We start from the raw sequence: 22,302 nt of genomic DNA on the forward strand, positions 1-22,302 counted from the left end.
CCCGTTGATGGTGGACGCATCAGAGATGATGGGATTTCTCCCCCGGAGGATCGACCTTTCTTCATTCCCCGACGAACTCGGTCCAGTGCGACCAGGAGCCGAATCACTGTGGATTGAAGCGGAACTTCCAGGCCCCTGCCGTCGCGCCCGGACATCCGTCGGATCGGAGCCATGGTGCACCGCAGCAAGACACGCACCAGCCTGATTTCCAGCGCGTCGACGGGCGCGGAGCACGAATATCTGATCGAAGCGTATCTCCGCGACCCCGACGGTCTTTCGATTCGGTTGGGGCAGGACATACGGTTCCGTCTAGACGACAGGGGTTTCCTGACGGGACTGGAGTTCATGGAGTACCGCACTGTGCTCCGTCGAGGAAACCCTTTCAAGGACGACGGTCCAATTAGCAGCGGCTATGAGGTTCAGGATGCTCGGGCGACGGCTATGGAAGTGGCAAACCGAGTCTTATTCGCCCTGGCCCTGATGAACTGCCGCAATGTCAGTTTGCGGGAACGTCGGGCGGGCAAGTCGACTGGAGCTGGCCCCACAGGGGATGCCTTCCACGAGGTCGTGATTGATGGCAGTGGCGGAGGGTCGCGCGGAGCAAGCGGAGAGACCGCGGGAAGTTCGTCCGGCCGGCGACACCTGGCACGGGGCCACTTCAAGACTTTTACTGAAGACGCACCGCTGCTGGGGAAGCATGTGGGGACGTACTGGTGGGGTTGGCAGGTCCGCGGCCAGGAGGGCTCTGGTGTTATCGAGAAGACCTACACCTTGAAGGCAGGTCGTCGCTGATCAAGGAGTGCCGGTTGGTCGCTTGTCCAGGGCCGCGATGGGTCAGCCAACAGAGCAAAACCTACTTTGAAACACCACCGTGCCAGGAGCAGGCGCCGCTCTTGCCTCCCGACTTGGACGCGGTGCCGTCATTGCACATGGTGGAGTATCCACCACCGGACGACCCACCGGTGGTGGCGCCGACAGCGCTCGAACTTGATGACCGGCCGCCGGGGTAGCTGGGTGCGGGGCTGGATCCGCCGTACAGGGAGCCTGCACCCACGCTGCTGGAAAGGCCCGCGGCCGTCAGACGGCGCTGGTACTCGGGGGCGAGCTGGGCGAGGAAATTGACCATGGCATCCATGTCCGCGTTGCTGTGAACGTAGTCGGACGGATAACAGGACTGGGCGAAGACGAGCCACATGGATCTGGCCAGTGCATCCTTGCCGGACTCGGACAGGCGGCTTACGTCGCCGATGGTGAAATACCCGCTTCCTCGTTGCCGCATGTCCTTGCAGACGTGATCGCTGAGACGGTCGTAGTCCCTTCGGTCAAGGGGCACGCCAACAGCACGGTATTTGCCGCTGACGGTCTCAAACATCAGGTCGTCCAGAATGCTGAAGCTGGTCACCTTCGCCGCAGGCACCGCCGCTGCACTGCGGGAGGGAACTGTGGTCGGTGTCGTTTGGGGCGGCGTATATGCCGGTACTTGCGTGGCCTGTCGGGGCGGGCTGGCTGTGGCTGACGGGGTAACCGTACTCTGCGGTGCGCTGCATCCGGAGAGAAGGAAGGCTGCTGCACAAGCGACAATTAGGCCGCGTCTCAAGTTGTCCCCCAAACTGACTTTTGTAGGCGAACCTTATCAAGGAGGCGGGTCGAGGCGCCAGATCTCAGCCCTTCGTGTTCATGCGGTTGTACCCCCGCAATCTAGCGTTTGCGGCCCATGATGCGTTCGATGGCCTCTGCCTCACGTTGCGCGTCCCGTTCCGGGTCGATGCGCGGGGCACTTGCGCTGGCTCCCAGGACCTCGCTGTAACTGGTGCGACCCCTGTACTGCCTAAGTGCGTCCATCCGCCGCTCCACCGGCGCCGGCAGCTGTCTGGACGTCACCCGGGCCAGGGCTTCCCGGTGGGTCTTAAGTTGTGCCAGCCGGGCCGATTCCATCTTGTCCCCAAGGAATTCAGACATCTCGGGTGGAGGCACCAGCGACCCTGCGTCCGACAGCCTCCACTCCGACAGCGGGGCGGAGGCGTAGTGGGTGGGAGACACGACGTACCGCTCAGCAGTGGGGTGGCGGTAACTGCCCGAGTACATTGCCACGAGGACACCGAGGGATTCGTACTCGATATCCAGGACGACACTGGTCAGCGGCAGATCGAGGACCAGGTCAGGAACGTCCGGAGACCACAGCCATACGTCATGGATGCCTGCCGTCTGATAGCCGCCGTGGCGGCGGTCCCACTCTTTGCTGTCCATTGGCTTGCGCTGGACCTCGAACGCCAGATGCCGGCCGGAGGTTGCTGTTGCTCTCACGTCGCTGCGCAGCCGGACACCGGGGATCCAGACCTCATCTTCGACGGACCAAGGAAGGATGTGGTGCTGGTCTCTCGCCCAGTCCATGATGACGCGCTTGCCGTGCAGGTGCTCAGCGGTCTCGCCGTGGCGGCGCAGGCCGTCGGGGGCCTCGCCGGCCTGATGGCGGAAGTGCTTGCATCGCGTCTTGGCGTCGACGAGCTGCACCGGGACTTCGCGGCCGTCTTCCTTGCAGTCGATGCAGACGATCTCCTTGGAGCCCTGATAACCGTAGCGGTCGTAGTAGGAGTTGTTTCCGCGGTGCATCTCAGCAGCGGTAACAACTCGTCCCTCCGCGTTGTTGTAGGCGACAAGGGGATCTGACGGTTCCCACTTGCGGGGAGTGAGCCGACGTATCTCGATCATTGGCACAGTATGAGCCGAAGGGCTGACATTTCGTCGCAGGGTCAGAAAAAGAGACGTGTGTTATTCACGGAGACCGACACGCTGGTGACAAAGCGTCCAGCGCCTAATCGCTCGGACACGACGGCTCCGTGCGGGGGCGCCACCAAGGGTTACGGACTTCAATCTCGGGGTGGTGCTCCGTGACCCACTCGGCCATCCGGCGTCCCCGCCCTGCGATGAACTCCAGATCCCGGAACGCTTGAAGTTGTCGAAGGGCAGGTAGAACCGAACCTCTTCGTAGTCGGGTGTCACGAGGTCTTGAAAGTGGAAGAACTCCACAAACTCTTTGAACCCGTCGAAGAGCGCAAAGAAGTCCGCGTACGCGTTGATGACGTTGGCCAGGGGGCTATCCGGTTCTCCTGCGTAATGACGCCGGATGCACTCCAGGGTCAGATCCATCCTGTCGGCGATGAGCGCCCTGAGCCCCCTCGCCTGGTTCATCGTGGGTCGGTCCTTCTTCCTGACGGGCCAGATCATCGCACTGCCGATGGTGTACGGCGGGTTCAGGTAGCGGGCCCGCTGCTCCTCGTTCAGCGAGGCGATGGCGTTCGCCAGAGACGCCGTACGTGCCCGGCCGGTGTAGGAGTGGGTGATGGCGTCACTGCCGTACCAGTACCTCGCCTCGGAGGGGTCAGTGAAGATGAGGTAGCCGTCCCCACGCTTCGGCGGCGCGGTCGGTTCGAAGACGACGCCGGGTCGCAGCTCCTTGGTCCACAGCAGCTCGTGGTCCGCCCGGAGATTCGGACTGCCACTGTCCGGGTCAGTCCCTGGAGGGGTGTCGGTCATGTAGTTGAACGAAGTGTCGAAGACGCGCGGCTGTTGCTGCTGCCGGTATTCCGGATCACTCAAGGTTCCCCCAAAGACCAGAGTTATAAGACGCACGAACCGGTGGTTGGGTCCGCGAATGTCGCGGCCATCAGCTCTGTCCCAGACTAGGTGTCACTTCCTGATATTGAAACCCCAAGTGGCCGACTGACTCTCGGCAATGCCCATGTTCCCTTCCCTGGGGTTCTGATTGTGTGCCCATGCAGTCCCGCTCTTTTAGGGAATTCTCTGGGCGTCCGGTACGTTACAGTCGCCGACAAACCCATCAACAGAAAAGAGATGCACCTTCGTGGCAACCGACTACGACGAACTCCGCACCGACGTCAAGGAATCCCAGGAGAACTCGCTGGAGGCCCTGAAAACAGCCAAAGCGCCTGATGCCAATTCAGTGGTTCAGGAGCTGGACGAGGCTGACACCTCGGATGGCCTGACGCCGGGCGGTGAGTTCATTGCCGAAGAGCTCGTTGTGCAGGTCATTCCCCAGGCCGAGGACGAATTCACCTGCTACTCCTGCTTCCTGGTGCGCCACCGTTCGCAGAAGGCCCGCGAGAAGGACGGCCATGCCTACTGCGTCGAATGTGAGGGCTGAGAGGTTCTGGCCGGCTGTCCCGGAGCACATCTGGGACAGCATCCGCGAGGAATTCACGCTGCCCACGGCCGCGGACCTGGAGGCTCACTTCCAGGCAGCAAAGCTCGTGATGAAGGACGAACTCATGCGCCAGATCGCTCACGAGCTAACCGAGATCGTCCGCAATGACGCCAAGACGGACTGGAATCTCAAGGAAACGGTGCGTGCGAAGCTGCGCACACGGATCAAGAGGCTGCTGCTCAAGCACGGATATCCGCCGGACCAGGAGGTCGCGGCCACCGAGCTGATCCTGCAGCAGGCGGCGGCCACCGCCAGTGAGCAGTAGGTCAGTAGGAAGTAATCCTGGTGACGCCGATCTTAGCGGCTTAGCGGCCTCGGCCAGCGACGTCTGGCTCCTCTGGAAGTCGAAGCGGAAGCGATCATTCCGGACGAGGACGACGAAGGATGCGCAGCTGCCACGGGTTATGCGTGCAAAGCAGGAGCTAGTGGTTGCGCATTACGAACCTGGCTTACTGACGATCTCCCGCGGGCTGCCTGGGCTGCCCGCCAGATCATCGAGACTTTAGAAACTCGCGTACCTTGAGGTCAAGCACCGGCGGGAGCTTGATGACGGAAACCGAGCAATAGGCATCCGTGGAATCAGCGGTTCTGCAGTCAGCCATTTCGGCCATTTCCCAGCAACATACTCACAGCTGTCGCTTCCTGAGGTGTCATTTGAGCCACAAGGCAACAGTAGAACGCGTGCACGGCTCAGGAAGCGATTCCGGCTACAAAGCGCTTTCACGCTTCCGCGGTCAACTTCTATAAGACTTGTTCGGCAGGAGGAACGCCAAGGGCTGCGGTTAGTTACGGCCTGTCGGAACCAAGAGGCTGAACCGCGAACCTTCGGCTTGCGACTACTCCGGCGGCGGATATCGGCGGGCATAATCTTGCTGCACTTCCAAGGGGAGGGTTAACCAGATAGCTGCAATGCCTGCCCAGAAGTCGGCCCAGTACTCGTCTTCCGTGGGTCAGGCCAAGGGCTCTTGGCCGCCAGCGCTTACGTTGGGATTCTTGCGACTGCGAGAAGGCATGAACACCACCTGAGTACGTTCCGCTTACGAGTGTTGCTATGTCAGCACTGTATGAGGTCCAGCCCTTCTGGCGGGCTGCACCCCTGCCAGGCCTCTGCAGCCCAAAACCTCCTGAGCCGCGGTCGAAGCAGTGAACAGAGCTGCCCCCTACAAGGGGCACTGCTCAGCCAGCTTCTCCGGAGCCAGCATATTGGTGTCGAGGAGGACCGCCTCCGCGACACCGCGCGTCGAATCGAGATGAGTCACTCAGTGAACGTCCCTGTCAGGTCCACGCAGAGGCGGTTGCCGAACTTGTAGTCCAGCAGCCTACGTCGGTGCATCTGATGCACGGCCACGCCCGGAGCTATGCCGATTTCCCGGGCTTTTTCAGCGATCTCGCCATCGTAGGACAAGCCACGAAACTGTGAGACGCCAGCCTCGCCGAAGAGGAGGTCCATGGCGAACGCGTTGGCACCCTTCTCCGCCTCGCTGCCGCGCTTCTTCTCAGTGCTGTATTCCAGATGCATCTCGCCTCGGGGGTCGTTAAGAACATGGCCGATTTCGTGGAACAGCGTCCAGATCACGAACCCGTCCTTACCCCAGCGTCCTGTCTGCTGGATAACGGGTACTCGCTTATCGATCCAGCGGGTCATGCCGAGCAGCGGGAGCTTTTTCGGTGGCTCAACCACCATAAAGACGACGCCGACGTCGGCGAGCATGTTCGCAATGTCGCGGAGCATAGTGGAGTCGGGCGTCGCGGCCCGCGCGCGGAGGTCGGGCAAGGCTGTCCGCAGCCGGTCAGGGTCATAGTCGAAACTGCGCCCGCGCTCGAACGGCTCTGCCAGTTCAGCGGCCCTCAGCCAGATCGTTAGGAGAGACCGGTCGAGCGTTGCGCCCGAGTCCTTCAGGGCTGCCAGCGCGTAGTCGCCGGTGGCGGCTTCCTCGTGCAGATGGAGGTAGGCTTCCCACGTTCCGCAGCGGTGAAAGGCAAGGAAATCCGACACGAGCTTGCCTGGTGACCGCCTGGTGGCTGAGGTAGCACCGATGCCGCGGAGTTAAGTAATCGCGGACGACGCGACCTCGTCTGCGTGACCGGCGAGTCGCTCCTCGTCAGCAATCCGTGCGAGATCGGCCCGGTACAGCGCCTCGTACTTGAGCCACGTTTTGGCGGGGATCCCGACGACGCGCTCGAGGCGCATTGCGGTATCGCTAGTTATCGGCGCGCGGCCGTTGATGATCTCGTTAACCTGCTTGCGACTGCTTCCGAGGAGCTCGGCCACGCGCTGCTGGGAAAGGCTATGATCGTCAATCCACTCCTCCAGGTACTCCCCGGGAGCGACGGCGTAGTTAGTGGCGGCCATGGTGTCTCCTTCCTCAGTGGTAGTCCTCGATGTCGACAACGGTCGCATCGACAGCGCTCAAGGAGTTGGGCGTCGGTTCCACAAGGAGCCGCCAGTTGCCGCTGAGCTCGCCAGCCCAGGTCCCGGCGCGTTTACCCTTGAGATCGTGCCACGCTCCTCCGGGGTCGTCCTCGGGTAGGTCGCCAAATGTGTCTGAGTTCTCGAGCGCTTTGATTCGAAGGCGGAGCTTCTTCTTCAAATCCGGCCGCTTCTTCTGCATCTCGCGTTCGTCGGTGCACAGCTTCTCGAGCTTGTTGTCCTTGTACTGTACTTTCAAGTATATGTCACCGATCTCGTTACAGTCTCGTGCGCGCCTCGCTAATTTTATGCCCGGATTTGTCCTATCCGAGATTGCGCCACGCCAAGGGCGGCCTCGCTCGGCCGGAACCATTTGAACGACGCTGGCCACCGGCGGAGAGCCGGCGTCGAGGCTCCTTCTTTCTCCGTCGGTAAGCCACGCTTAGCCCTCGAGGTCGATGAGGCCGACTGTGTCGAGAAGAATACGAACGTCCAGAATGCGGTCCGCTTCCCGCAAACCCTCGAAATACAGGTGTGAGTCCAGGGCCGGATGACAGTCGAAGGTGTAACGCAAGGTGAGGCTGAAGAGCAGCAGATCAGCGGACAGGCGCGTGATTCTCCGGTTTCCATCCACGAAAGGGTGCACTCTGACGAGCCGGTGGTGCGCGGTCATCGCCACCCAGACCGGGTCCATCGGACTGCGCGTCCTCGCGGCCTACGCTCAGGAGCGGGCTGCCGGACGGGAAAAGGGCGGGTTTTGGGAATGGTGTGCCTCGGGCCCCTGCTCGGTTGGCCGGCCTCGACCAAGAAGCTGTCGATGACCGAAAGCGAGGGCGTTCAGACGGGCGGAAAATTCAAGGGCACGCGTGTCTTCGAAGTCGACCCGGCAGTGGATCCGTCGGACGAGACCACGATGCTCGCGCACCTGAAGATCTCCGAGGGCGGCGGCGTCCTCGCCCCGCGCGTCTACTTCTACGACGACACGGGCGGGGCGACTAAAAGGTGCACGTCGGATTCGTCGGGCCGCACCACCTCGTTCCGAACCAGTCGAAGAACGGGGATCCTTCAGTGGAAAAGAAAATCACCCCGCGCCTGACGGCAACGGGCTGATCATGATGGTCCGAGTCTACGTCACCTCAGGATCCTGCCAGCGTGGCGGTCGGAGGATTCGAAGCGTAGCGCCCCTGGCCGTTCAAGGCGCTATACAGAGTCTGCCGGCTGACGCCGAGCTCCCGAGCCACCGCGGCCTTCGGGACACCGTGGGTGATCAGTTCGCGCGAGGTGAAGATCTGGCCGTCGGTGAGATTCGGCTCGCGCCGGTACACCCCCTTCGCCTGGCGGTGGCGATGCCTCCGGCCAGGCGTTCCTCGACCGTCGCCCGCTCAAGCTGTGCGACCGCAGCGAGGATCGTGAGCATGAACTCGCCCTGCGGCATGACCGTATTCAGGGCTGGGTTGTCCACGAATTCGACGGCGACGCCCTTCTTCTGCAACCTCCCGATCAGTCCCAGCAGGTCCGTCGTCGACCGGGACAGAAGGTCCGGCGACTTCACGCGGACAACGTCGCCTTCAAGGACACAAGCCGGCTATTGGTCGATTGTCAGCTGCCGATCACCCTCGGTCGCGAACTTGTCTACCACCAAGAAAGCCTTGCCCAGGTCGTTGAGCGTCAGTTCGAGGCGGAAGTAGTCAACTTCACCTTCGGCATTCTTGTAAGGACGGATCCCGTTTGCAACGCGTCCGCGCCTCCAGTCATCAAACGACTCGGTGAAGAATTGATCATCCTCATCCCAAATCGAGCACTCTGCCTCGTACTGATCATGCTCCGCATCGTCATAGGTTTCCTCGTGGACATCGAGGCCGGCCCAGGCGAACAGCTTCGCTACCGCATCGGCGTAACTCGTCGGCCCGACGAAGAACTGCCAGGTGACGAGTTCCTCGGGATCATTACCGTCCTCATGGTCAATGCCAATCGAGATCGAACCACGACCCGAAGACTTGTTGATCCATTCCTCCATATCAACCAGAAGCCGCGTACCGCCCGCGAGCATCTCCATCCAGGGTTTCGCCAGCTGGAGTTCGCGGATTCGGAGAACATAGGGATCACCTTCCGCTGCGTCCTCGAGCTGGATTCGGGCTGTCTCATCAAGCAAGTGCGCAGCTGGCACGAGCAGCTTCCATCCGCCGGTCGACGTTTCGACGAGCGTCTCGCGATTGACTAGCTGCCAATGGCATTGCTTGGTCTCAGGGTGGTAGAGGACGACAACAACCGGCAGCGAATGGTTCGTCCAGTAGCGCACGTGTGCCGCATCAGGCCGAAACCACCAGCCTTCGGGACCAGGTTCGCTGAACCAGCTTTTGCCCCCCTTGATCTGGAGAGCCAGGAGCCGACCACGGACATCCTCACCGTCCACGATCTCCGCGTGAGCATCGATACCGTAGTCTTCGGTGGGCTGATCGCGAAAAAGCCACCCGAGCTCATCTTCGATAGCAAGACGTGTATGAGTCAGGCCTGCACTGCCGACTTTGGCACTAGGTTTACGGCGCATCACGGATCCATCTTGCCGCACCGCGGGCCAGACGTGATCTTCCGCCGTGTTCAGCGGTAATTGAGCTTCGACGCCAGTGGGAGAAATCCCCGGCGTCGGGGCTCCCTCGTTCACCGTCCGGGCCGCATGTTGCGGGAGCCATTGGCTGTGCCGAACCGTTCCCAGTCTCCGCCACTCGGCCCAGGAAATCGTCGGAATCGTCACAGGTTTCGGGAAGTGGCGATGTAAGGCAAGGCGGTTCGACGCCGGCCCTGTGTCGAAGCGCAACCGCTGACCTCAGCTCCTATCCTCGATGGGGTCCACGACACTCTGTGCTCCGTGCTGGGGGCACACGTACACCATGCGGATACCGAGGTCGTCGGCCCAGTTCAGCCCGGGCTCGCAGTCACCGCCGCACTGGACGCAGGTCCTGTATCTCCGCGCGCGCTTCTCGGCGATGGATGCCGCGACAATGGCTCCTGAGCGAATCGCCTCCGGCGGGATCGGGCGGAGCGCGATCGCCGCGGCGGCGGCTTGCTGGACAAGTACGTTGTACACGCTTTCGACGGGTACGTGGAGCTCCCGAGCGATGACGTGCATCGAATCGCCCTTCTCTAGCTTGGCGAGGATCGCGGCGCGCTTGTCGGCATCGATGACGAGAGGGCGTCCACCGACCTTACCCAGCATCCTCACGGACTCCGGAACGTTTTTCGGTTTGCGATCGACGTCGCTGCGGCGGTGGTCCTCGGCCAACGCATGCGCGATGTCCAGGATGACGTTGCGCTCGGTGTGCTCGCCGGCCGCTGCACCCTCCAACACCTTCACCGCGACGTGATGCTCGAAGAGGCAGTTGAGGACGAGTGGTGGAATTCGTTCCCAAGCTGCTGTTGTTCTTGGTCATTCTGATAGTCGGACTTATCATCGCAAAGGCCATTTCCAAGGCACTGAACATTGCCGTCCGCTTCCTGCAACCCCTCCCTCGCTGCTTCATCAAAGGAACCACACTGCTCGAAAACAACATCACTGACAAGGGAACGTCCATTAGGGTGCAACTCAAGTTCCTGCAGTGTGTGTCTGGGGTCCTCTAGTGCCCGATCCGAAACAATGTCGCGTTCCACAGAGCTATCGACCACGACACTATGGCACCGGGATGTACTCGTAGTCTGCCGGCTGGTTTCGCTTTTGCGTAGCTTTCCGGCCCTTAGTTTTCCTTGTTCTTGCCGCTTGCCCAGAATGGAAATATTACGAGGTGCAGGCAGAGCCACCACGCGAAGACTGCGTTTACTCCTCCGGCTGAAGATCCGTTGATAAGGCCGTGAGCCTGAATGTTTCGGAAGTTGGGGCCGTGCGAGTTTGTTAGAAACGCGTCGAAAAGGAAGGTCATACTTGGACCTAGAATATCTGCCGTCTGTTCCATCTCTAGCAGAGTCCCCAGCGAAGCCTCTGTGTGGATCCCCTCGGGGCTGAGAACAGTCGTGTCCCCACCTCTTCCCTTGATGTGATATCGCAGAAAGGCTTCTAACTGCGGTATCAGCAGGTGGGAACTAGTCATGAAATCCCAGTCAAAACCTGCGGCTAGCCCCTTTGCAAAAAAGGCTTCACGCCCGGGCGGAACTGCTGCTGACTCTGACACCAATGGCATTAGCTCGCGCTCCCTAACGCAGTGCTCCTGATTGAAAGCTTCTAGCCCAGGAATGATGGCCCCCCTAACAACCAGTTCTATACGCCGGGCATAGTTTTCAACTGCTCTGATTAATATGACGTCCTCGTCATTGGTCGCGTCGACAGCCGGAACTCTAGAGATAACCCGTCCGTCTTCATGCAGGGTGGCCCGTGGGAAGATTCCGGACAAGGATCCGTTGCTCGCAAGTTCTCGTTCTGCATCTAGCAGTTCCTCACGTCTGGGAACTGGAAAAAGACTGATTAGGCCAAACAATGCATCGAGGATGGGCTTACCAGATACACGGGCTTTCGCCTCTTCAGCCAATTCTGACAAGTCAATTGGATCTGACTCTATGAGTGACATTTCTTCTACAGCACGTGCTCCGGCTGCTGCTAGGCGAGGTCGTAGTTCCGCAAGATGCTCGTCAAAGTCGATGCCGCGGAATTGACGGGGAATCCTGCGGTAGTGCTGTATCGCTTTCTCAAGACTGGTAGCGATGCGAATAAAACTTGCATCCGGCGATTGCTCGTTGAGGGTGGCCTCCAGCTCGAAGGACACAGCCACCTGTTTAACTAGGGCCCAGTAGTCTTTACTACGTCCATTGGCAGCTTCCCAATCCGAGGCTGCTTCTAAAAACACTCGTTCTGCAAAGTGTTGGCCTTCGTCGCGCAACTTGTTCGCCATTGAGTGGAATGCTTCCGACCGGGCGGTTCGCTTATCCGCGTCCAGACCGTAGCGAATAGAAAGCAAAGAAAGTTCGCGGGCCCTCGTGTCGAAGTCGTTAAGAGCCCGGCTTAGGGATTCACTGATCAAGGCTTCGAGAGGTTGGACGGCTGTAACGCCAGCCCCACGGATCATTCGAGCAAGGCATAGGGCTCGATCCCAGCAGTCCACGACTGAGTGACTTCTCGCCGTGGGAGTAGCGGGCAGATTAACGGCAGAATATGCCTCTATCGCCCCTAGTGCAGTACGCGCCCCCAAGTCTCTCCGTTTGAGCCAGAGAATGTCCCAAACCCGCGCCCGGAGGTCAGGGCGAATGATGCGTACGACTGACAACTCAAGAAACTTTAGATCGTCGGGCGACAGGTCATCAATGGCAAAGGAGCGCCGGTCACCGAGCTGAATGGCCGGGGTGAACGGCTGACTCCGGCTGCTGGGCTCGAAATGCAGAAAGCAGATGTTAGACAAGATGCGGAAGACCGCTTTATCGGGTGCAGCTAATTTCTCGTCGGCACTCGCTGAGCCCAGAACGTTATTCATTTCGTGATAGTCTGCCGGCCCGCAATTGCCAAGCACCCGATCAAGTCGGACCCAATCAAAGGTCTCAGGGTTAAGAGCAACAGTTTTCTCGCTCTCTTTGTCTGGCATATTTATCCTCGTTCACCCGGCCAATTATGGATGCAAGTTCCTACAGTATCGGTGGTCACACCGAGCAGCCAAAGGAGCTAAACGGACCCCCCTTGCACCTGATGGCGTTCCAGCCCAGGCAGCGCAGCTAGGGGCCGGTGCAGGGTGGCGCCTCAACGACAAGCCAGTAGGAGTAGGAGCGCCGGACAAGGCAAAAGCCCGATAATCCCTTTCGATGCAGCCGTCGTAAAAATGACGACCCCGGGGCCTCCTCAGAGATTCAGGGCCGGTCTCAATCTGGCGACTATGAGGAGTCGCTAGCTGCTGCTGGTCTCAAGCTCAGTCCTCATCGCGGGCTGCCACGATATTGTGGGGCGCTGAAGCGACCATGCAGCGAACTGATGAGACAGCATCATGAAGGCGTGTGCAACACCGTGTGCACGGCGGCAAAGCTAGATCGACTCAAACTTTCTTGTTGACCCACATCTGTATCGAACTTTCTCTGGGGTCATTGCGAGTCTGGTGCTCTGCCGCTTACAGAAGTGTGATCGCCAGCGGAGTCATGTCGCTCCGGCCCGCCACTTCCATGAACCCGTGAGCTCATCTGCTCACTCCATGGAACAAAACGGACGGAGCACCCATGTACTTTGCAGCGGTGGACCCCGGGATCACCCCGAACGCTAGCTTTCCCTTCCTGGAATCGCTCAAACAGATCGGAGGCGGCATCCTCGTCGGCGCCTTCATCATCATCGCAATCGTGGCAATTATTGGTGCCGCAATGCTGTTGGCCGGCAAGCTGAGCCAGTCATCTCGTCTTGCCTCCGGCGGCGGAGTGATCCTCCTCTGGACCGGCCCGGTGGCAGCCATTCTCGGCGGCATCAACGGCTATATTCTCTGGTCGCAGACGGCCTTCCCGCTTGGGTTTTAGCTCATGCCTGTTGAGTGCGATCTCAATGGATGGTGGCCGCCCGGCTGCGGTTTGATCTCACAAGCGAACGACAATGCCCTGGGCGCAGTCACGTCTCTCTTCGCCAACATCCTGCAAAACATGGCTTCCTGGCTTTGGGCCTTCATTACCGGCGCCTTCTCAGTGTCGGATATCGACGACTCCCAGTGGCTCTCGATCGAGGGGTTGACGAGCTGGTGGGTGATTGTCATGCTGACGCCGCTCGTGGTCGTGATGATCCTCCAGGTCCTGTCGGGCCTAGTCAGCCAGCAGCCACGACGGATCGGACGGGCGATGCTCGGCGGCGCTGCGGCCATCCCACTTGTCGGGGCTGCCGTGTATCTCGTTCGGCAACTGACGCGCGCGAGCGACTCAGCCTCTGCCGCGCTGCTCGCATCGATCGGCTCGGACCCATACCTCGTGTTCATGAGGCTTTTCGGATTTGAACGGGCACCAGAAGGAAGTGGTCGGCAATGGAACTTAGTCTCGCTTGCTCCCGGGACAACTGGCGGCCCCGTCGGTGCCGTCATCGTTACAGTGATGGCCGTCATTGTCGTGTGGATACTTGCCTTCATCCTGATGTGCTCGATGATCTTTCGCTCCTTTGCACTCGTCGTGTTGGCGGCCGTCGCGCCGGTTGCCCTGATGCTGCTGCCCTGGGACAAGACAAAGTCCTGGTCCCGCCGCTGGTGCGAGGTGGTCACTGCCCTGGTGCTGGCGAAACCCTTGGCCGGAACGGTCTTGGCCGTTGCGGTGAAGCTCTTTGCCGAGTCCAAGTCCTTCTCAGGATTGGCAGCCGGAACTGTGGGCATGGTTCTGGCCTGCGGTGCACCGTTGATGGCCCTACGCCTGGTTAGCTTCGCGGGCGGGGAACTTGCAGCAGCAGCCCAAACCGCCGGTGGCGGCCATGTCCTGTCCCGGAGCAGCAGCATCGCGGCTCGTCAGATCAGTCGACAGGCCGGGGGCCACCTTACACTCGCGAGCCTGATGAGCCGCTCCGCAATGACTCGGCCAATAAGCTCAAGCCGTAACCCCTTTCCGACACAAGTGTTGGCACCGGCTGTCCACTCCGGCGTGCCGTCGCCACATGTCGACGGCGGCGCACTGGCCTCAGGCACTAGGTCCTCCGCTGGAGTGCCGCACGTCTTTCACCCGCCAGAGTCGCGGGCCTTAATGGGAATAGACCCTCACGAACAAAGCGCTACTGCTCGAGCAGCTACGCAGCAGGCCCCACTCGGAGATGGCGAACCGCGAGCGCAACCGACCGCGAGCACACCGGCCCCTCCGACGGTGCGGCCTCCCCATCCAACGAGAATCAACCCTCCGAATGGAGGTACTCCGCATGTCTGAAGATGCGCGTGCCCTTGAGGCCGTCAAATTCCCGAGATACGAGCGTCGAGGGTTCTTCCTCGGGCTCAAGTGGTACCAGTTGCTGATTGTCGCAGGGGGAGGGGCGGTTGCCATCGTGGCTTCCGCGAGTAGTGGGCCGGTTGGCCTGTTCTCCTCCGGACCCCTGTGGCTTGGGCTTATGCTGCTGGGGCTCCTTCAATATTCCCGCATCCCTTATCCGGCATGGGCGAAACAGCTCGTTGTGTTCTTCTATCGGGCAGCGGCAGGACAAACAAGGTTCCTTGCAAAGCCCGCGGTCCCGCAACTCGCTGGTCGTCTGGCTCTCCCGGGCGGCCTCGGCAACCTGGAGATCCGAACAACCGCCAACGGTGAATGCTTCATGGTCGACCGCCACGGCAGGGAGGCAATCGCAGTCTTGAGCTGCAGCACGCGATCGTTTGCACTGCTGGATGCAGATGACAAAGCCTGGGCGGTCCAGGCCTGGTCACGTGTGCAAGCCGGCATGGCCCAGCGGCCAGGCGTGGCCAGGATTGCCGTCCAGGATTACACAGTGCCCTATCCATCGTCTGCGCTTTGGGAGTTTTACAAAGACAACGCCATGCCGGCACAAGCCAGCGAGAAGGCCGCGTGGGGACAACGCGCGTACGAGGACTTGCTGGGGGCGGCCGGGGCAACCATGAGCCATGAGCTGCTGGTGGCGGTTGTCCTGGACACAAGCAAGGCTCGTCGGCGGATCAAGGAGTCAGGCGGGGGACTGGTAGGCCTGGAACGTGTCCTGCGGCTGGAAGTCGAGGCGATGAAAACGTCGCTCGCTACCCACAGCGTGAAGGTGGATGAGTGGATTGGGGAATCCGGACTGCTGAGCATCATCGGTGCCGCCTTAGATCCCGCTGCCTTGCCTACCGGCAAAGCGCCGGTGTCGAAAGCCCCGCCGTCGGACGAACCGGTAAGTCAGGCGATGGATACCCTCCACCGCCATGGCCCGATGGCCGTAGAGGAACACTGGACCTACCTGCGGACAGACAGCGGGTTCCACCAGACCTTCTGGATCGCTGAATGGCCGCGCCAGAAAGTCTTCCCGGGCTTCCTGCACCCCTTGATCTACGTGGGCGAATTCCACCACACGTTCACGGAAGTCATACGGGCAGTGCCTACCGCTGATGCCCTCCGGGACATCCGCTCCGCTCAGGAAGCGCACGAAACCCGCCGCCGCATCAACGCCCGCTTCGACAGACCTCTCACCCGTGAGCAAAAGGCCGAGGAAGAAGAAGTGATCCAGAGGGAGGAAGACATCGTCGCTGGCCATGGTGACGTCCGCCCGGCGGCCTACATTACCGTCACGGCGACTTCGCTGGAGGACCTGGCACGGCATCGCCAGGAACTTGAATCCGCCTCCGCCGGAGCATTCGTTGAGCTCCGGCTTCTCTACGGTCAGCAATGGGCCGCGTTTGTCGCCGGCGGCCTGCCGCTCGGAAGGGGACTGCGTTGAAACAGGCATTGAAAAGCTTCGAGTACCTGCCGTCGGGAAAGAACCGGACGGAACGGAAGGCACGACGGCGGCCCGCACCACCTGCTGCAGGGTGGGCGAGTGCCGCACTAGGGGACACGCAGCGCGACTCGCAGGGGTTTCGCCTTGCTGGTGACTGGGGGAGTAACGAGCCGAACTCCCTGCGGGGTCCACACCGCTTGCGGCCCGCGCCCCACCGGGCTTCGACCCTGACGTTTGCGGCCGCCTACCCATTCCTTACGGAATCGGGGCTGGGGCATGAGGGCACCTACATCGGCACCGACGTTTTCGGGTCCGGGGCCTTCTCCTACGATCCCTGGATTTTGTACGACAAGGGGATCATCAGCGGCCCCTCCATTGTTGTGATCGGAACGGTCGGCACCGGCAAGTCCATGTGCGGCAAGTCACTCGTAACCCGGTCAATCACCTTAGGACGAAAGGCAGCCGTCGCGTCTGACCCCAAGGGCGAATGGGTCGCTGTAGCGGAGGCTGTCGGCGGCAAGGTCATTTCCATTGGCCCGGGCCGTCCCGCCCGGGTGAATCCCCTCGACGCCGGTCCCCGCTCCACGGCCCTGACCGAGGCTCAATGGCAGGCGGTAGTGAGGCAACGGCGTCGATATCTCCTTGGGGCCTTGGTCTCGCTTATGCGGCAGGGCACCCCCCTGCGCCCCGTGGAGCACACGGCGTTGGACATCGCCCTCATGGAAACCATGGCCGAGAACTCGAACCCGACCCTGCCCATGGTGCTGGACCACCTCCTCAAGCCGTCGAAGGAGATGACGGCCCTGGTTGGTACGGATGGAGCAACCGCCGTCAGCCATTCCCTGCGACGTACGGTCTCCGGCGACCTCGAAGGCATGTTCGATGCGCCATCCACTGTGGCCTTCGACGCTGACGCCCCGATGATGGTCATGGATACCTCAGCGCTGATCGGCGCGTCCGAGCAGGCGCTTTCGCTGGCCGCAGCCTGCGGTGCCACATGGTTGGAAGCCGCGATCACCAACCCTGACGGCGGGAAGCGGCTTGTGGTGTACGACGAGGGGTGGCGGATGCTTGCAGATCCGTACATGTTGGCAAAGATGAGCGAGCAGTGGCGGCTGGCCAGAACCTACGGGATCGCAAACCTGCTCATCATGCACAAGGTCGCCGACCTCAATGAGATTGGTGACAGCACGAGTGGACACCGACAGAAAGCACTGGGCCTGCTGACTGAGGCTGACACCAGGGTCATCTACCGGCAGAAGCACGATGCGATGCGCCTGACCAAGGAAGCACTTGGCCTGACCGAAGCGGAGTGCGAGCATGTCGAGAACCTTCCGAAGGGCGTCGGCCTATGGAAAGTGGGCAACCGCTCCTTCATCGTTGCCAACCGGGTGACCACCGACGAACTCGCTGTCTTCGGGACAGACGACAGGATGCTATGAGAAGGCCAGCGAGCTCGCGGGGGGCAAGCGACAACCCTTTGGTTACCGCTGGGCTTGTCGCCGCCGCAGCCTACGTCAGTCTCTGCGCAGTGGTGCAGGCAGCAGCGAACGTGGCTGGCTCTTGGCAGTGCGGCACCATGCCGCCGTCGCCCTTCAACCCTGCCGCCGCTGTCGGACTGATCGCCAACAGAATGGACTGGATCATTGTTCGCCGCGCTGATTGTGTGCTTGGCACAGACAGCGTCTGGTGGGTTCTGGCCCCGGTTCTACTGCTGGTTGCTGCGCTCGCCGTCTGTGCGGTGGTCCTTTGGCGGCGATGGAATCAATCGGGCGGTTGGCTGCGCCAAGACATCCTGAACCGCGACGGCGTTGCCCGACGTGCGGAGATTCTTCACGATTTTGGGGCGAAGGCCGTGCGGAAAAGAGGGAAGTTCACGCGTCCAGGACTCGTAAACCCTTCGGTGCAGGACGTTTCGTGGACGCTGGGCCGCTCCCGAGGGGTCACCGTCCATGTGTCCACGGAAGAGTCGATGGTGATTCAAGGTGCTCCGCGATCCGGGAAGGGGCTTTACGTCGTCATCAACGCCATCCTTGATGCGCCGGGTGCTGTCGTCACGACATCAACGCGCGCGGACAACCTCGTGGTGACGATGAAGGCACGGGCATCCGGAGGCCGGCCCGTCACTGTTTTTGATCCGCAGGGCATGTCGGGAATTCCGTCGTCGCTTCGCTGGTCGCCGGTACGCGGGTGTGAGGATCCTGATATTGCCACCAGGCGGGCGTTGGTCATCACCGCGGATACCGAGATGAAGGGGGAGAACGCAGCGTGGCAGAAGCGCTCGCTGATCGTTCTTCAGTGTCTGCTGCATGCAGCGGCGCTGTGCGGCGAGGGAGTGACGGCTTTCCGACGCTGGTCTTCCAGTCCGGTACTGGCACGGGAAGCACTAGAGGTGCTGGGTCAGCCGGGCGCGGCGCTGGGTTGGCAGGCCGACCTGATGGGCATCCTGGAGGACGACCCGCGGAACACGTCCAATTCGTGGATTGGAGTTTCGGCGGCGGTGGCGCCTCTGTCATCGCCCAAAGTGCTCGCTGCACTGAATCCGCAGGATGGGTCTGAAGAGTTTGATCCGAAAGCCTTCATCCGGGAGCGGGGAACTCTGTACCTGATTGGCACTCGGGCTGGAGCCGCTGCCGCAGGGCCGTACTTGTCCGCGCTGATTGACGACATCGACAATGCAGCGCGGGAAATGGCCTTCGTATCGCCAGGAGGACGGCTGGAGCCACCTCTTTCCTTGATCCTCGACGAAATCGCCAACCTGGCCCCATGGCCCGGGCTGCCTGTGGCGCTGTCCGACGGCGGCGGTATCGGGATCTCAACGCTCGTCGTTTTGCAGTCGTTGTCCCAGGCCCGTTCGGGCTGGTCCATTGATGAGGCATCGACCATCTGGGACTCGGCGATCATCAAAGTGATCTTTGGCGGCGGATCTGACGAACGGGACCTGCGTTCGCTCGCCGGATTGCTGGGGGAGAGGAGCCTCACCCTCACCACGCGGTCCTGGTCTTCCGCTGGCCGGCAGGACGGGGAGCAGATACGGGAAAGTCCTGTGATTGCTCTGGACGAGATTCGGCGCCTGCCCGCTGGCACCGCGCTCATGCTTGGGCGGCGGACTCGACCGATCCTGCTCGACCTACTCGAGTGGCACAAGCGTAAGGACGCAGGGGAGCTGCGCCGCTTGAAGGCGGAGATGGAGCGCATCTTGGCCGACGGGCACAGGGAGCGTCAGCAAAAGACAAAAGGGGCGTCGGATGCGCAGCCATGACGAGACCGAGGAGTTCGATGTTCCGTCTGCTGGTTCCTTCGGGGACGACGAGATCACCGCACAGTTGTTTAGATCCGCTTTTGGCGCTTCAGCGGCTTCCAAGAGCGTGACCCGCCGTTGGCGGGAAATGACTACGGAGCAGTCCCAGGAAGTCTGGGGTGCCCTTTTCTCATGGGTGCGATGGCTTGTCTCGACTTATCAGCTGACGACGTCGGTCATACCTGACTGCTGGTGGCGTCACCCCGAGATTGTGGCTGAGTTGTATGCGCTTCACCGCGCCGAGCTTGCCTCCTACACCCAAGATGACCCGGGCTTCGGACCGCTTGCCTTTCACGAAAGGCTCCCGCACGCCGTCGAACGCTTGCGGATGCACACCAGGACTGCCGGATGTGTAGGGCTGCAGGCACACAAGGAGCCTGCGCCTCGAATCCTGTCTGGTGACGACCCTGACTTTGTTGAGTGGCGGAAGGCTGCTCATCAATTGGTTGCTGACTTCTGAGTCATGTCGCTCTTGAGGTGCTTAACCATGAACAGGTGTCTGCGCAGCGATGCTGCGGTCCAAGAAGCATGAAGGGTGGCTGTCGTGGCCGCTACACCTGAAGTTCCATCTAGCATTTTGCCTGAGCAGAGCTCTCCGGAAGCCAGCATTGGCGCTCGCCGTATGGCGCCCGAGGAGCGAATCGCCTCTTTGATGGATGGCCTGCACTCGATCCTGGAGGCGGCAGTCGAGTCACCTTCACAGTGGCAGGTTCTGCTCGATGCCTCAGCCAATTTGTGGCGGTACTCAGGCGGCAACGTCGCCTTGCTCATGATGCAGATGGCGCAGCGGGGTACGGACGAGCCGACGCTCGTCGCCGGGTATAAGGAATGGGAACGACACGGCCGCACTGTCCTTCGTGGCGAGCAGGCCCTGTGGGTCATTGCACCTCGGACTGCCCGTGTGCAGCAGATGCTGCTGCCCGACGGTACGCGCCAGCGCATTCCTCTCGGCGACCAACTTCCCAAGGGGGCTATCGACGAGGGGAAGAAGACCCTCATCACGGGTTGGCGCGGGCAGGCAGTCTTCGACGTTTCGCAGACCCAGGGGGCTCCGCTGCTGGTTCCAAGGCCGAGTGATGCCCCGACCTTCGACGCGCTACACCTATGGGAGTCGCTGGCTAGTGTTGCCCGCACGCACGGCTTCTCGATCCAGGTCACCGATGCGCAGTTCGGGCTGACGAGCGGCTTCACTGACTTTTCACAGCGCCAAGTTCAAGTGGGCGGCTGGCTGAGCGCGGAGGAGCGCGTCGCCGTCCTGGCACACGAGCTCGGCCATGTCCTGCTGCACGGGCCCGACGACAAACTGGGAAAGCTGTACGGAAGCAGCATTGACCACCGCGGCCTTGCCGAAGTCGAGGCCGAGTCTGTGGCGTACACGATCCTCAAGGCTCATGGCGTCGAACGGGGTCCGCAGTCAGCAAGCTACCTGTCCGGCTGGGCTGATGCAGTGATTGAAGCGGAGCATTCAACCGCTGTGAACAACTCGTCTGCGAAGCAACCCGCCTTGCGGGTGGATATTGCGAAGTCGGTCTTAGGCCGCGTCACGGCGGCAAGCAAGGACATCCTCGAATCGACGAATCCTCCGGGTTTTGGCGGGAAGGTTCCCACTGCTGAAGTCTCGCCCCGGGTGCAGGGCCAGGATTCGTACTTTGGCCTGCAGCAGCCGGGCGGACCATCCCGAGGGTTGGAGATTTCCGGCCCGTAGGGCGACCGCGAAGTGTTGGACGGGAGAGACCCGTCTGCGAAAGAAAGGGCAGAAGATATGAGTACCAAGATTCCGGTTAACATTGCCGGAAACCTCGTCGCGGACCCTGAGCTCACCTACGGTGAGTCCGGGGTTGCGCATACCAAACTGCGCGTAGCGGTGAACCAGCGGATTCAGGGAGCAGACGGAAGCTGGCACGACGGAGACCCGGTCTTCCACAACGTATCCGCGTTCCGAGCGCTCGCAGAGAACGCTTCGAACTCCCTCAAGAAGGGGGACCCGGTAACGGTGTCGGGTGAACTCGAGTTCCGCGCGTTCGAAAAGGATGGTGAGCGGCGGGAAGCTCGTCGGATTGTTGCTGAAACGATCGGTCCTGACCTTCGGTTCGGGACAGCCGCTTACCAGCGCTCCCCACGGGCGGCAGCCGGCCCGGAAGCTGCGGTCGACGCGGGTCTGCAAGCGGCGCCTGAAGCGGCTCAACCTGCTTACAGCATCGCTACGAAAGGTCCGGTGGCCGCACCCCCTTTAGGCGGGCCGGCGCGGGCTGACATAAGTATGTAGCTGACTGCTGCTGGAAGTGTGATGGCCTGATCCTCTTTTGGACCAGGCCATCACTTTGTCAACGCTCCGACGCTTTCGGCAGCCGCTCTAAGACAGCCGGCGGAATTGTCCAGGCTTCACCTGCACCAGGATCGGCAGCGCGAGCTGGACCGGTGCGGCGCCGACCGGCTGGTCGAGAAGATCGTTGATCGACGTCTGTCCTCTCAGCTCACCTGAGGGATCTCTTTCCATGCCCACGGCCCTAGGCACGACCGCGAGCCTTGCGTTTCTTCGACACGCAGGGCGCTACCCGATGATTACAAGAGCGTCGCCGGGCTGGCGGCCAACTACAGCGCACTACTGCCCTTCCACTCATCAGGCTTTACACGCCTGATGCTCGAGGAATGCGCCCAACCCATGTGGTATTTGCCGGAAGTATCCAGCCACTCGATGAGGCCGTACTTGTGGGTCCACCCGACCGCTTTGCCGTAAATTCCGCTGACGTACACAAGCGGACGCCCATACTTCGGGAATTCTCGGATAGGTGCCGGGTCGTCTATCGGCCGGCTTGCTTCGGCGTCCATGCGAATCATCATTCGCTCGACATCTTCAGGGGAGCCGGACTTGATCATGAATCCATTTTAGAACATACGTTCGAATCTTTGGATCGCCGGAGCGCATAACAGTAGATGCCGCTTAGGGGCTCCGGCCTTCGGCGGGTGCCCAAGCTAAGCAGTCCGCGGCTCGAATGAAATACGTCTCTGGCCATGGTGTGCTGGGCATTACTTGAGTGGGGTCGGGG

At 61.2% G+C, this 22,302-nt stretch carries 26 protein-coding genes and 1 pseudogene; 13 read left to right on the top strand and 14 right to left on the bottom strand.

The genetic code is table 11. The features are described 5' to 3' along the window. Nucleotides 1–171: 171 nt before the first annotated feature. Nucleotides 172–792 carry a hypothetical protein gene (locus ASG79_RS20760; protein ID WP_056393710.1) on the top strand — a complete coding sequence of 207 codons (621 nt, stop codon included), beginning with the start codon at nucleotides 172–174 and terminating at the stop codon, nucleotides 790–792. Between the two features lie 61 nt (nucleotides 793–853). On the opposite strand, the gene ASG79_RS20765 is transcribed toward ASG79_RS20760, so the two are convergent. From ASG79_RS20765 to ASG79_RS20775, 3 genes are all read right to left on the bottom strand, one after another. Continuing rightward, on the bottom strand, nucleotides 854–1,372 hold the full coding sequence (locus ASG79_RS20765; protein WP_156400250.1) for a hypothetical protein: 519 nt from the start codon (nucleotides 1,370–1,372) through the stop codon (nucleotides 854–856). A 326-nt stretch (nucleotides 1,373–1,698) separates the two neighbouring features. After that, complete coding sequence (locus ASG79_RS20770) at nucleotides 1,699–2,709, bottom strand: competence protein CoiA family protein (RefSeq protein WP_082581850.1); 1,011 nt, start codon at nucleotides 2,707–2,709, stop codon at nucleotides 1,699–1,701. 60 nt (nucleotides 2,710–2,769) lie between these two features. Beyond that, nucleotides 2,770–3,630 carry a DUF6994 family protein gene (locus tag ASG79_RS20775; RefSeq protein ID WP_056393715.1) on the bottom strand — a complete coding sequence of 287 codons (861 nt, stop codon included), beginning with the start codon at nucleotides 3,628–3,630 and terminating at the stop codon, nucleotides 2,770–2,772. 232 nt (nucleotides 3,631–3,862) lie between these two features. On the opposite strand from ASG79_RS20775, the gene ASG79_RS20780 reads away from it, so the two are divergent. Further along, nucleotides 3,863–4,162 carry a DUF4193 domain-containing protein gene (locus tag ASG79_RS20780; protein WP_056393717.1) on the top strand — a complete coding sequence of 100 codons (300 nt, stop codon included), beginning with the start codon at nucleotides 3,863–3,865 and terminating at the stop codon, nucleotides 4,160–4,162. Next, the gene (locus ASG79_RS20785) at nucleotides 4,134–4,487 is read left to right on the top strand and encodes a type I restriction enzyme endonuclease domain-containing protein (protein WP_082581851.1); all 354 of its coding nucleotides are present in this window, start codon (nucleotides 4,134–4,136) and stop codon (nucleotides 4,485–4,487) included. The genes ASG79_RS20780 and ASG79_RS20785 overlap by 29 nt, the downstream gene beginning before the upstream one ends. Nucleotides 4,488–5,477: 990 nt before the next feature. Here ASG79_RS20785 and ASG79_RS20790 read toward each other — a convergent pair. From ASG79_RS20790 to ASG79_RS20800, 4 genes are all read right to left on the bottom strand, one after another. Next, the gene (locus tag ASG79_RS20790; RefSeq protein WP_200953206.1) at nucleotides 5,478–6,218 is read right to left on the bottom strand and encodes an ImmA/IrrE family metallo-endopeptidase; all 741 of its coding nucleotides are present in this window, start codon (nucleotides 6,216–6,218) and stop codon (nucleotides 5,478–5,480) included. 51 nt (nucleotides 6,219–6,269) lie between these two features. Beyond that, the gene (locus ASG79_RS23915; RefSeq protein ID WP_200953207.1) at nucleotides 6,270–6,575 is read right to left on the bottom strand and encodes a HigA family addiction module antitoxin; all 306 of its coding nucleotides are present in this window, start codon (nucleotides 6,573–6,575) and stop codon (nucleotides 6,270–6,272) included. A 13-nt stretch (nucleotides 6,576–6,588) separates the two neighbouring features. After that, on the bottom strand, nucleotides 6,589–7,005 hold the full coding sequence (locus tag ASG79_RS20795; RefSeq protein WP_200953208.1) for a type II toxin-antitoxin system RelE/ParE family toxin: 417 nt from the start codon (nucleotides 7,003–7,005) through the stop codon (nucleotides 6,589–6,591). A gap of 69 nt (nucleotides 7,006–7,074) precedes the next feature. Continuing rightward, entirely contained in the window at nucleotides 7,075–7,326 is a 252-nt protein-coding gene (locus tag ASG79_RS20800; RefSeq protein WP_056393719.1) for a Fic family protein, read from the bottom strand. A gap of 123 nt (nucleotides 7,327–7,449) precedes the next feature. Between ASG79_RS20800 and ASG79_RS20805 the strand changes: the two genes are divergently transcribed. Then, nucleotides 7,450–7,728 (top strand): hypothetical protein, encoded by a 279-nt coding sequence (locus ASG79_RS20805; protein WP_235509883.1) that lies wholly within the window; start codon nucleotides 7,450–7,452, stop codon nucleotides 7,726–7,728. 40 nt (nucleotides 7,729–7,768) lie between these two features. Here ASG79_RS20805 and ASG79_RS24505 read toward each other — a convergent pair whose 3' ends face one another. From ASG79_RS24505 to ASG79_RS23925, 4 genes and pseudogenes are all read right to left on the bottom strand, one after another. Beyond that, a complete protein-coding gene (locus ASG79_RS24505) occupies nucleotides 7,769–7,957 on the bottom strand; it encodes a helix-turn-helix domain-containing protein (protein WP_200953210.1) in 189 nt (62 codons plus the stop codon). Then, nucleotides 7,900–8,190 (bottom strand): annotated as a pseudogene (locus tag ASG79_RS20810) (recombinase family protein); the annotation flags it as partial. The pseudogene ASG79_RS20810 and the gene ASG79_RS24505, both read right to left, overlap by 58 nt. A gap of 27 nt (nucleotides 8,191–8,217) precedes the next feature. Continuing rightward, a complete protein-coding gene (locus tag ASG79_RS20815) occupies nucleotides 8,218–9,294 on the bottom strand; it encodes a DUF4365 domain-containing protein (RefSeq protein ID WP_235509884.1) in 1,077 nt (358 codons plus the stop codon). 162 nt (nucleotides 9,295–9,456) lie between these two features. Then, nucleotides 9,457–9,984, bottom strand: coding sequence for a helix-turn-helix domain-containing protein (locus ASG79_RS23925; RefSeq protein ID WP_156400251.1), 528 nt, complete (start codon nucleotides 9,982–9,984; stop codon nucleotides 9,457–9,459). 38 nt (nucleotides 9,985–10,022) lie between these two features. Here ASG79_RS23925 and ASG79_RS20825 point away from each other — a divergent pair, with 38 nt between their 5' ends. Further along, nucleotides 10,023–10,247 (top strand): mechanosensitive ion channel family protein, encoded by a 225-nt coding sequence (locus tag ASG79_RS20825; RefSeq protein ID WP_200953212.1) that lies wholly within the window; start codon nucleotides 10,023–10,025, stop codon nucleotides 10,245–10,247. Between the two features lie 113 nt (nucleotides 10,248–10,360). Here the strand turns inward: ASG79_RS20825 and ASG79_RS23240 are convergent, their stop codons facing one another. Then, a complete protein-coding gene (locus ASG79_RS23240; protein ID WP_082581852.1) occupies nucleotides 10,361–12,190 on the bottom strand; it encodes a DUF4209 domain-containing protein in 1,830 nt (609 codons plus the stop codon). Nucleotides 12,191–12,809: 619 nt separating this feature from the next. Between ASG79_RS23240 and ASG79_RS20830 the strand changes: the two genes are divergently transcribed. The 8 genes from ASG79_RS20830 (at nucleotide 12,810) to ASG79_RS20865 (ending at nucleotide 21,521) form a co-directional block, all read left to right on the top strand. Continuing rightward, the gene (locus ASG79_RS20830) at nucleotides 12,810–13,097 is read left to right on the top strand and encodes a hypothetical protein (RefSeq protein WP_056393728.1); all 288 of its coding nucleotides are present in this window, start codon (nucleotides 12,810–12,812) and stop codon (nucleotides 13,095–13,097) included. A gap of 3 nt (nucleotides 13,098–13,100) precedes the next feature. Beyond that, nucleotides 13,101–14,465, top strand: a complete 1,365-nt coding sequence (locus ASG79_RS20835) for a type IV secretion system protein (protein WP_082581853.1) — start codon at nucleotides 13,101–13,103, stop codon at nucleotides 14,463–14,465. Next, the gene (locus tag ASG79_RS20840) at nucleotides 14,458–15,954 is read left to right on the top strand and encodes an SCO6880 family protein (RefSeq protein WP_056393732.1); all 1,497 of its coding nucleotides are present in this window, start codon (nucleotides 14,458–14,460) and stop codon (nucleotides 15,952–15,954) included. Before ASG79_RS20835 ends, ASG79_RS20840 begins: the two co-directional genes overlap by 8 nt. A gap of 197 nt (nucleotides 15,955–16,151) precedes the next feature. Then, nucleotides 16,152–17,396: a hypothetical protein gene (locus ASG79_RS20845; protein WP_056393734.1), complete on the top strand. Its 1,245-nt coding sequence runs from the start codon at nucleotides 16,152–16,154 to the stop codon at nucleotides 17,394–17,396. Nucleotides 17,397–17,485: 89 nt separating this feature from the next. Next, a complete protein-coding gene (locus ASG79_RS20850; protein WP_162256836.1) occupies nucleotides 17,486–19,216 on the top strand; it encodes a type IV secretory system conjugative DNA transfer family protein in 1,731 nt (576 codons plus the stop codon). Next, nucleotides 19,203–19,715, top strand: coding sequence for a hypothetical protein (locus tag ASG79_RS20855; RefSeq protein WP_056393738.1), 513 nt, complete (start codon nucleotides 19,203–19,205; stop codon nucleotides 19,713–19,715). The genes ASG79_RS20850 and ASG79_RS20855 overlap by 14 nt, the downstream gene beginning before the upstream one ends. A 162-nt stretch (nucleotides 19,716–19,877) precedes the next feature. Next, nucleotides 19,878–20,960 (top strand): ArdC-like ssDNA-binding domain-containing protein, encoded by a 1,083-nt coding sequence (locus ASG79_RS20860; RefSeq protein WP_056393740.1) that lies wholly within the window; start codon nucleotides 19,878–19,880, stop codon nucleotides 20,958–20,960. 57 nt (nucleotides 20,961–21,017) lie between these two features. Next, entirely contained in the window at nucleotides 21,018–21,521 is a 504-nt protein-coding gene (locus ASG79_RS20865; protein WP_056393742.1) for a single-stranded DNA-binding protein, read from the top strand. An 87-nt stretch (nucleotides 21,522–21,608) separates the two neighbouring features. Here ASG79_RS20865 and ASG79_RS23635 read toward each other — a convergent pair whose 3' ends face one another. Together ASG79_RS23635 and ASG79_RS20870 are read right to left on the bottom strand one after the other, a co-directional pair. Continuing rightward, nucleotides 21,609–21,752: a hypothetical protein gene (locus ASG79_RS23635; protein WP_156400252.1), complete on the bottom strand. Its 144-nt coding sequence runs from the start codon at nucleotides 21,750–21,752 to the stop codon at nucleotides 21,609–21,611. Between the two features lie 95 nt (nucleotides 21,753–21,847). After that, on the bottom strand, nucleotides 21,848–22,132 hold the full coding sequence (locus ASG79_RS20870; RefSeq protein ID WP_056393744.1) for a hypothetical protein: 285 nt from the start codon (nucleotides 22,130–22,132) through the stop codon (nucleotides 21,848–21,850). Between the last annotated feature and the right edge of the window lie 170 nt (nucleotides 22,133–22,302).

This window comes from Arthrobacter sp. Soil761 (genome assembly GCF_001428325.1).
Classification (GTDB): domain Bacteria; phylum Actinomycetota; class Actinomycetes; order Actinomycetales; family Micrococcaceae; genus Arthrobacter.

Coding starts and splice junctions, on each gene's coding strand:
- ASG79_RS20785 (WP_082581851.1), top strand. CDS start 4,134: ATGCCTACTGCGTCGAATGTGAGGGCTGAGAGGTTCTGGCCGGCTGTC.
- ASG79_RS20800 (WP_056393719.1), bottom strand. CDS start 7,326: ATGGACCCGGTCTGGGTGGCGATGACCGCGCACCACCGGCTCGTCAGA.
- ASG79_RS20855 (WP_056393738.1), top strand. CDS start 19,203: ATGCGCAGCCATGACGAGACCGAGGAGTTCGATGTTCCGTCTGCTGGT.
- ASG79_RS20770 (WP_082581850.1), bottom strand. CDS start 2,709: ATGATCGAGATACGTCGGCTCACTCCCCGCAAGTGGGAACCGTCAGAT.
- ASG79_RS20835 (WP_082581853.1), top strand. CDS start 13,101: ATGCCTGTTGAGTGCGATCTCAATGGATGGTGGCCGCCCGGCTGCGGT.
- ASG79_RS23915 (WP_200953207.1), bottom strand. CDS start 6,575: ATGGCCGCCACTAACTACGCCGTCGCTCCCGGGGAGTACCTGGAGGAG.
- ASG79_RS20860 (WP_056393740.1), top strand. CDS start 19,878: ATGGCGCCCGAGGAGCGAATCGCCTCTTTGATGGATGGCCTGCACTCG.
- ASG79_RS20760 (WP_056393710.1), top strand. CDS start 172: ATGGTGCACCGCAGCAAGACACGCACCAGCCTGATTTCCAGCGCGTCG.
- ASG79_RS23635 (WP_156400252.1), bottom strand. CDS start 21,752: ATGGAAAGAGATCCCTCAGGTGAGCTGAGAGGACAGACGTCGATCAAC.
- ASG79_RS20805 (WP_235509883.1), top strand. CDS start 7,450: ATGACCGAAAGCGAGGGCGTTCAGACGGGCGGAAAATTCAAGGGCACG.
- ASG79_RS20830 (WP_056393728.1), top strand. CDS start 12,810: ATGTACTTTGCAGCGGTGGACCCCGGGATCACCCCGAACGCTAGCTTT.
- ASG79_RS20795 (WP_200953208.1), bottom strand. CDS start 7,005: ATGGTTCCGGCCGAGCGAGGCCGCCCTTGGCGTGGCGCAATCTCGGAT.
- ASG79_RS23240 (WP_082581852.1), bottom strand. CDS start 12,190: ATGCCAGACAAAGAGAGCGAGAAAACTGTTGCTCTTAACCCTGAGACC.
- ASG79_RS20840 (WP_056393732.1), top strand. CDS start 14,458: ATGTCTGAAGATGCGCGTGCCCTTGAGGCCGTCAAATTCCCGAGATAC.
- ASG79_RS20870 (WP_056393744.1), bottom strand. CDS start 22,132: ATGATCAAGTCCGGCTCCCCTGAAGATGTCGAGCGAATGATGATTCGC.
- ASG79_RS20765 (WP_156400250.1), bottom strand. CDS start 1,372: ATGTTTGAGACCGTCAGCGGCAAATACCGTGCTGTTGGCGTGCCCCTT.
- ASG79_RS20865 (WP_056393742.1), top strand. CDS start 21,018: ATGAGTACCAAGATTCCGGTTAACATTGCCGGAAACCTCGTCGCGGAC.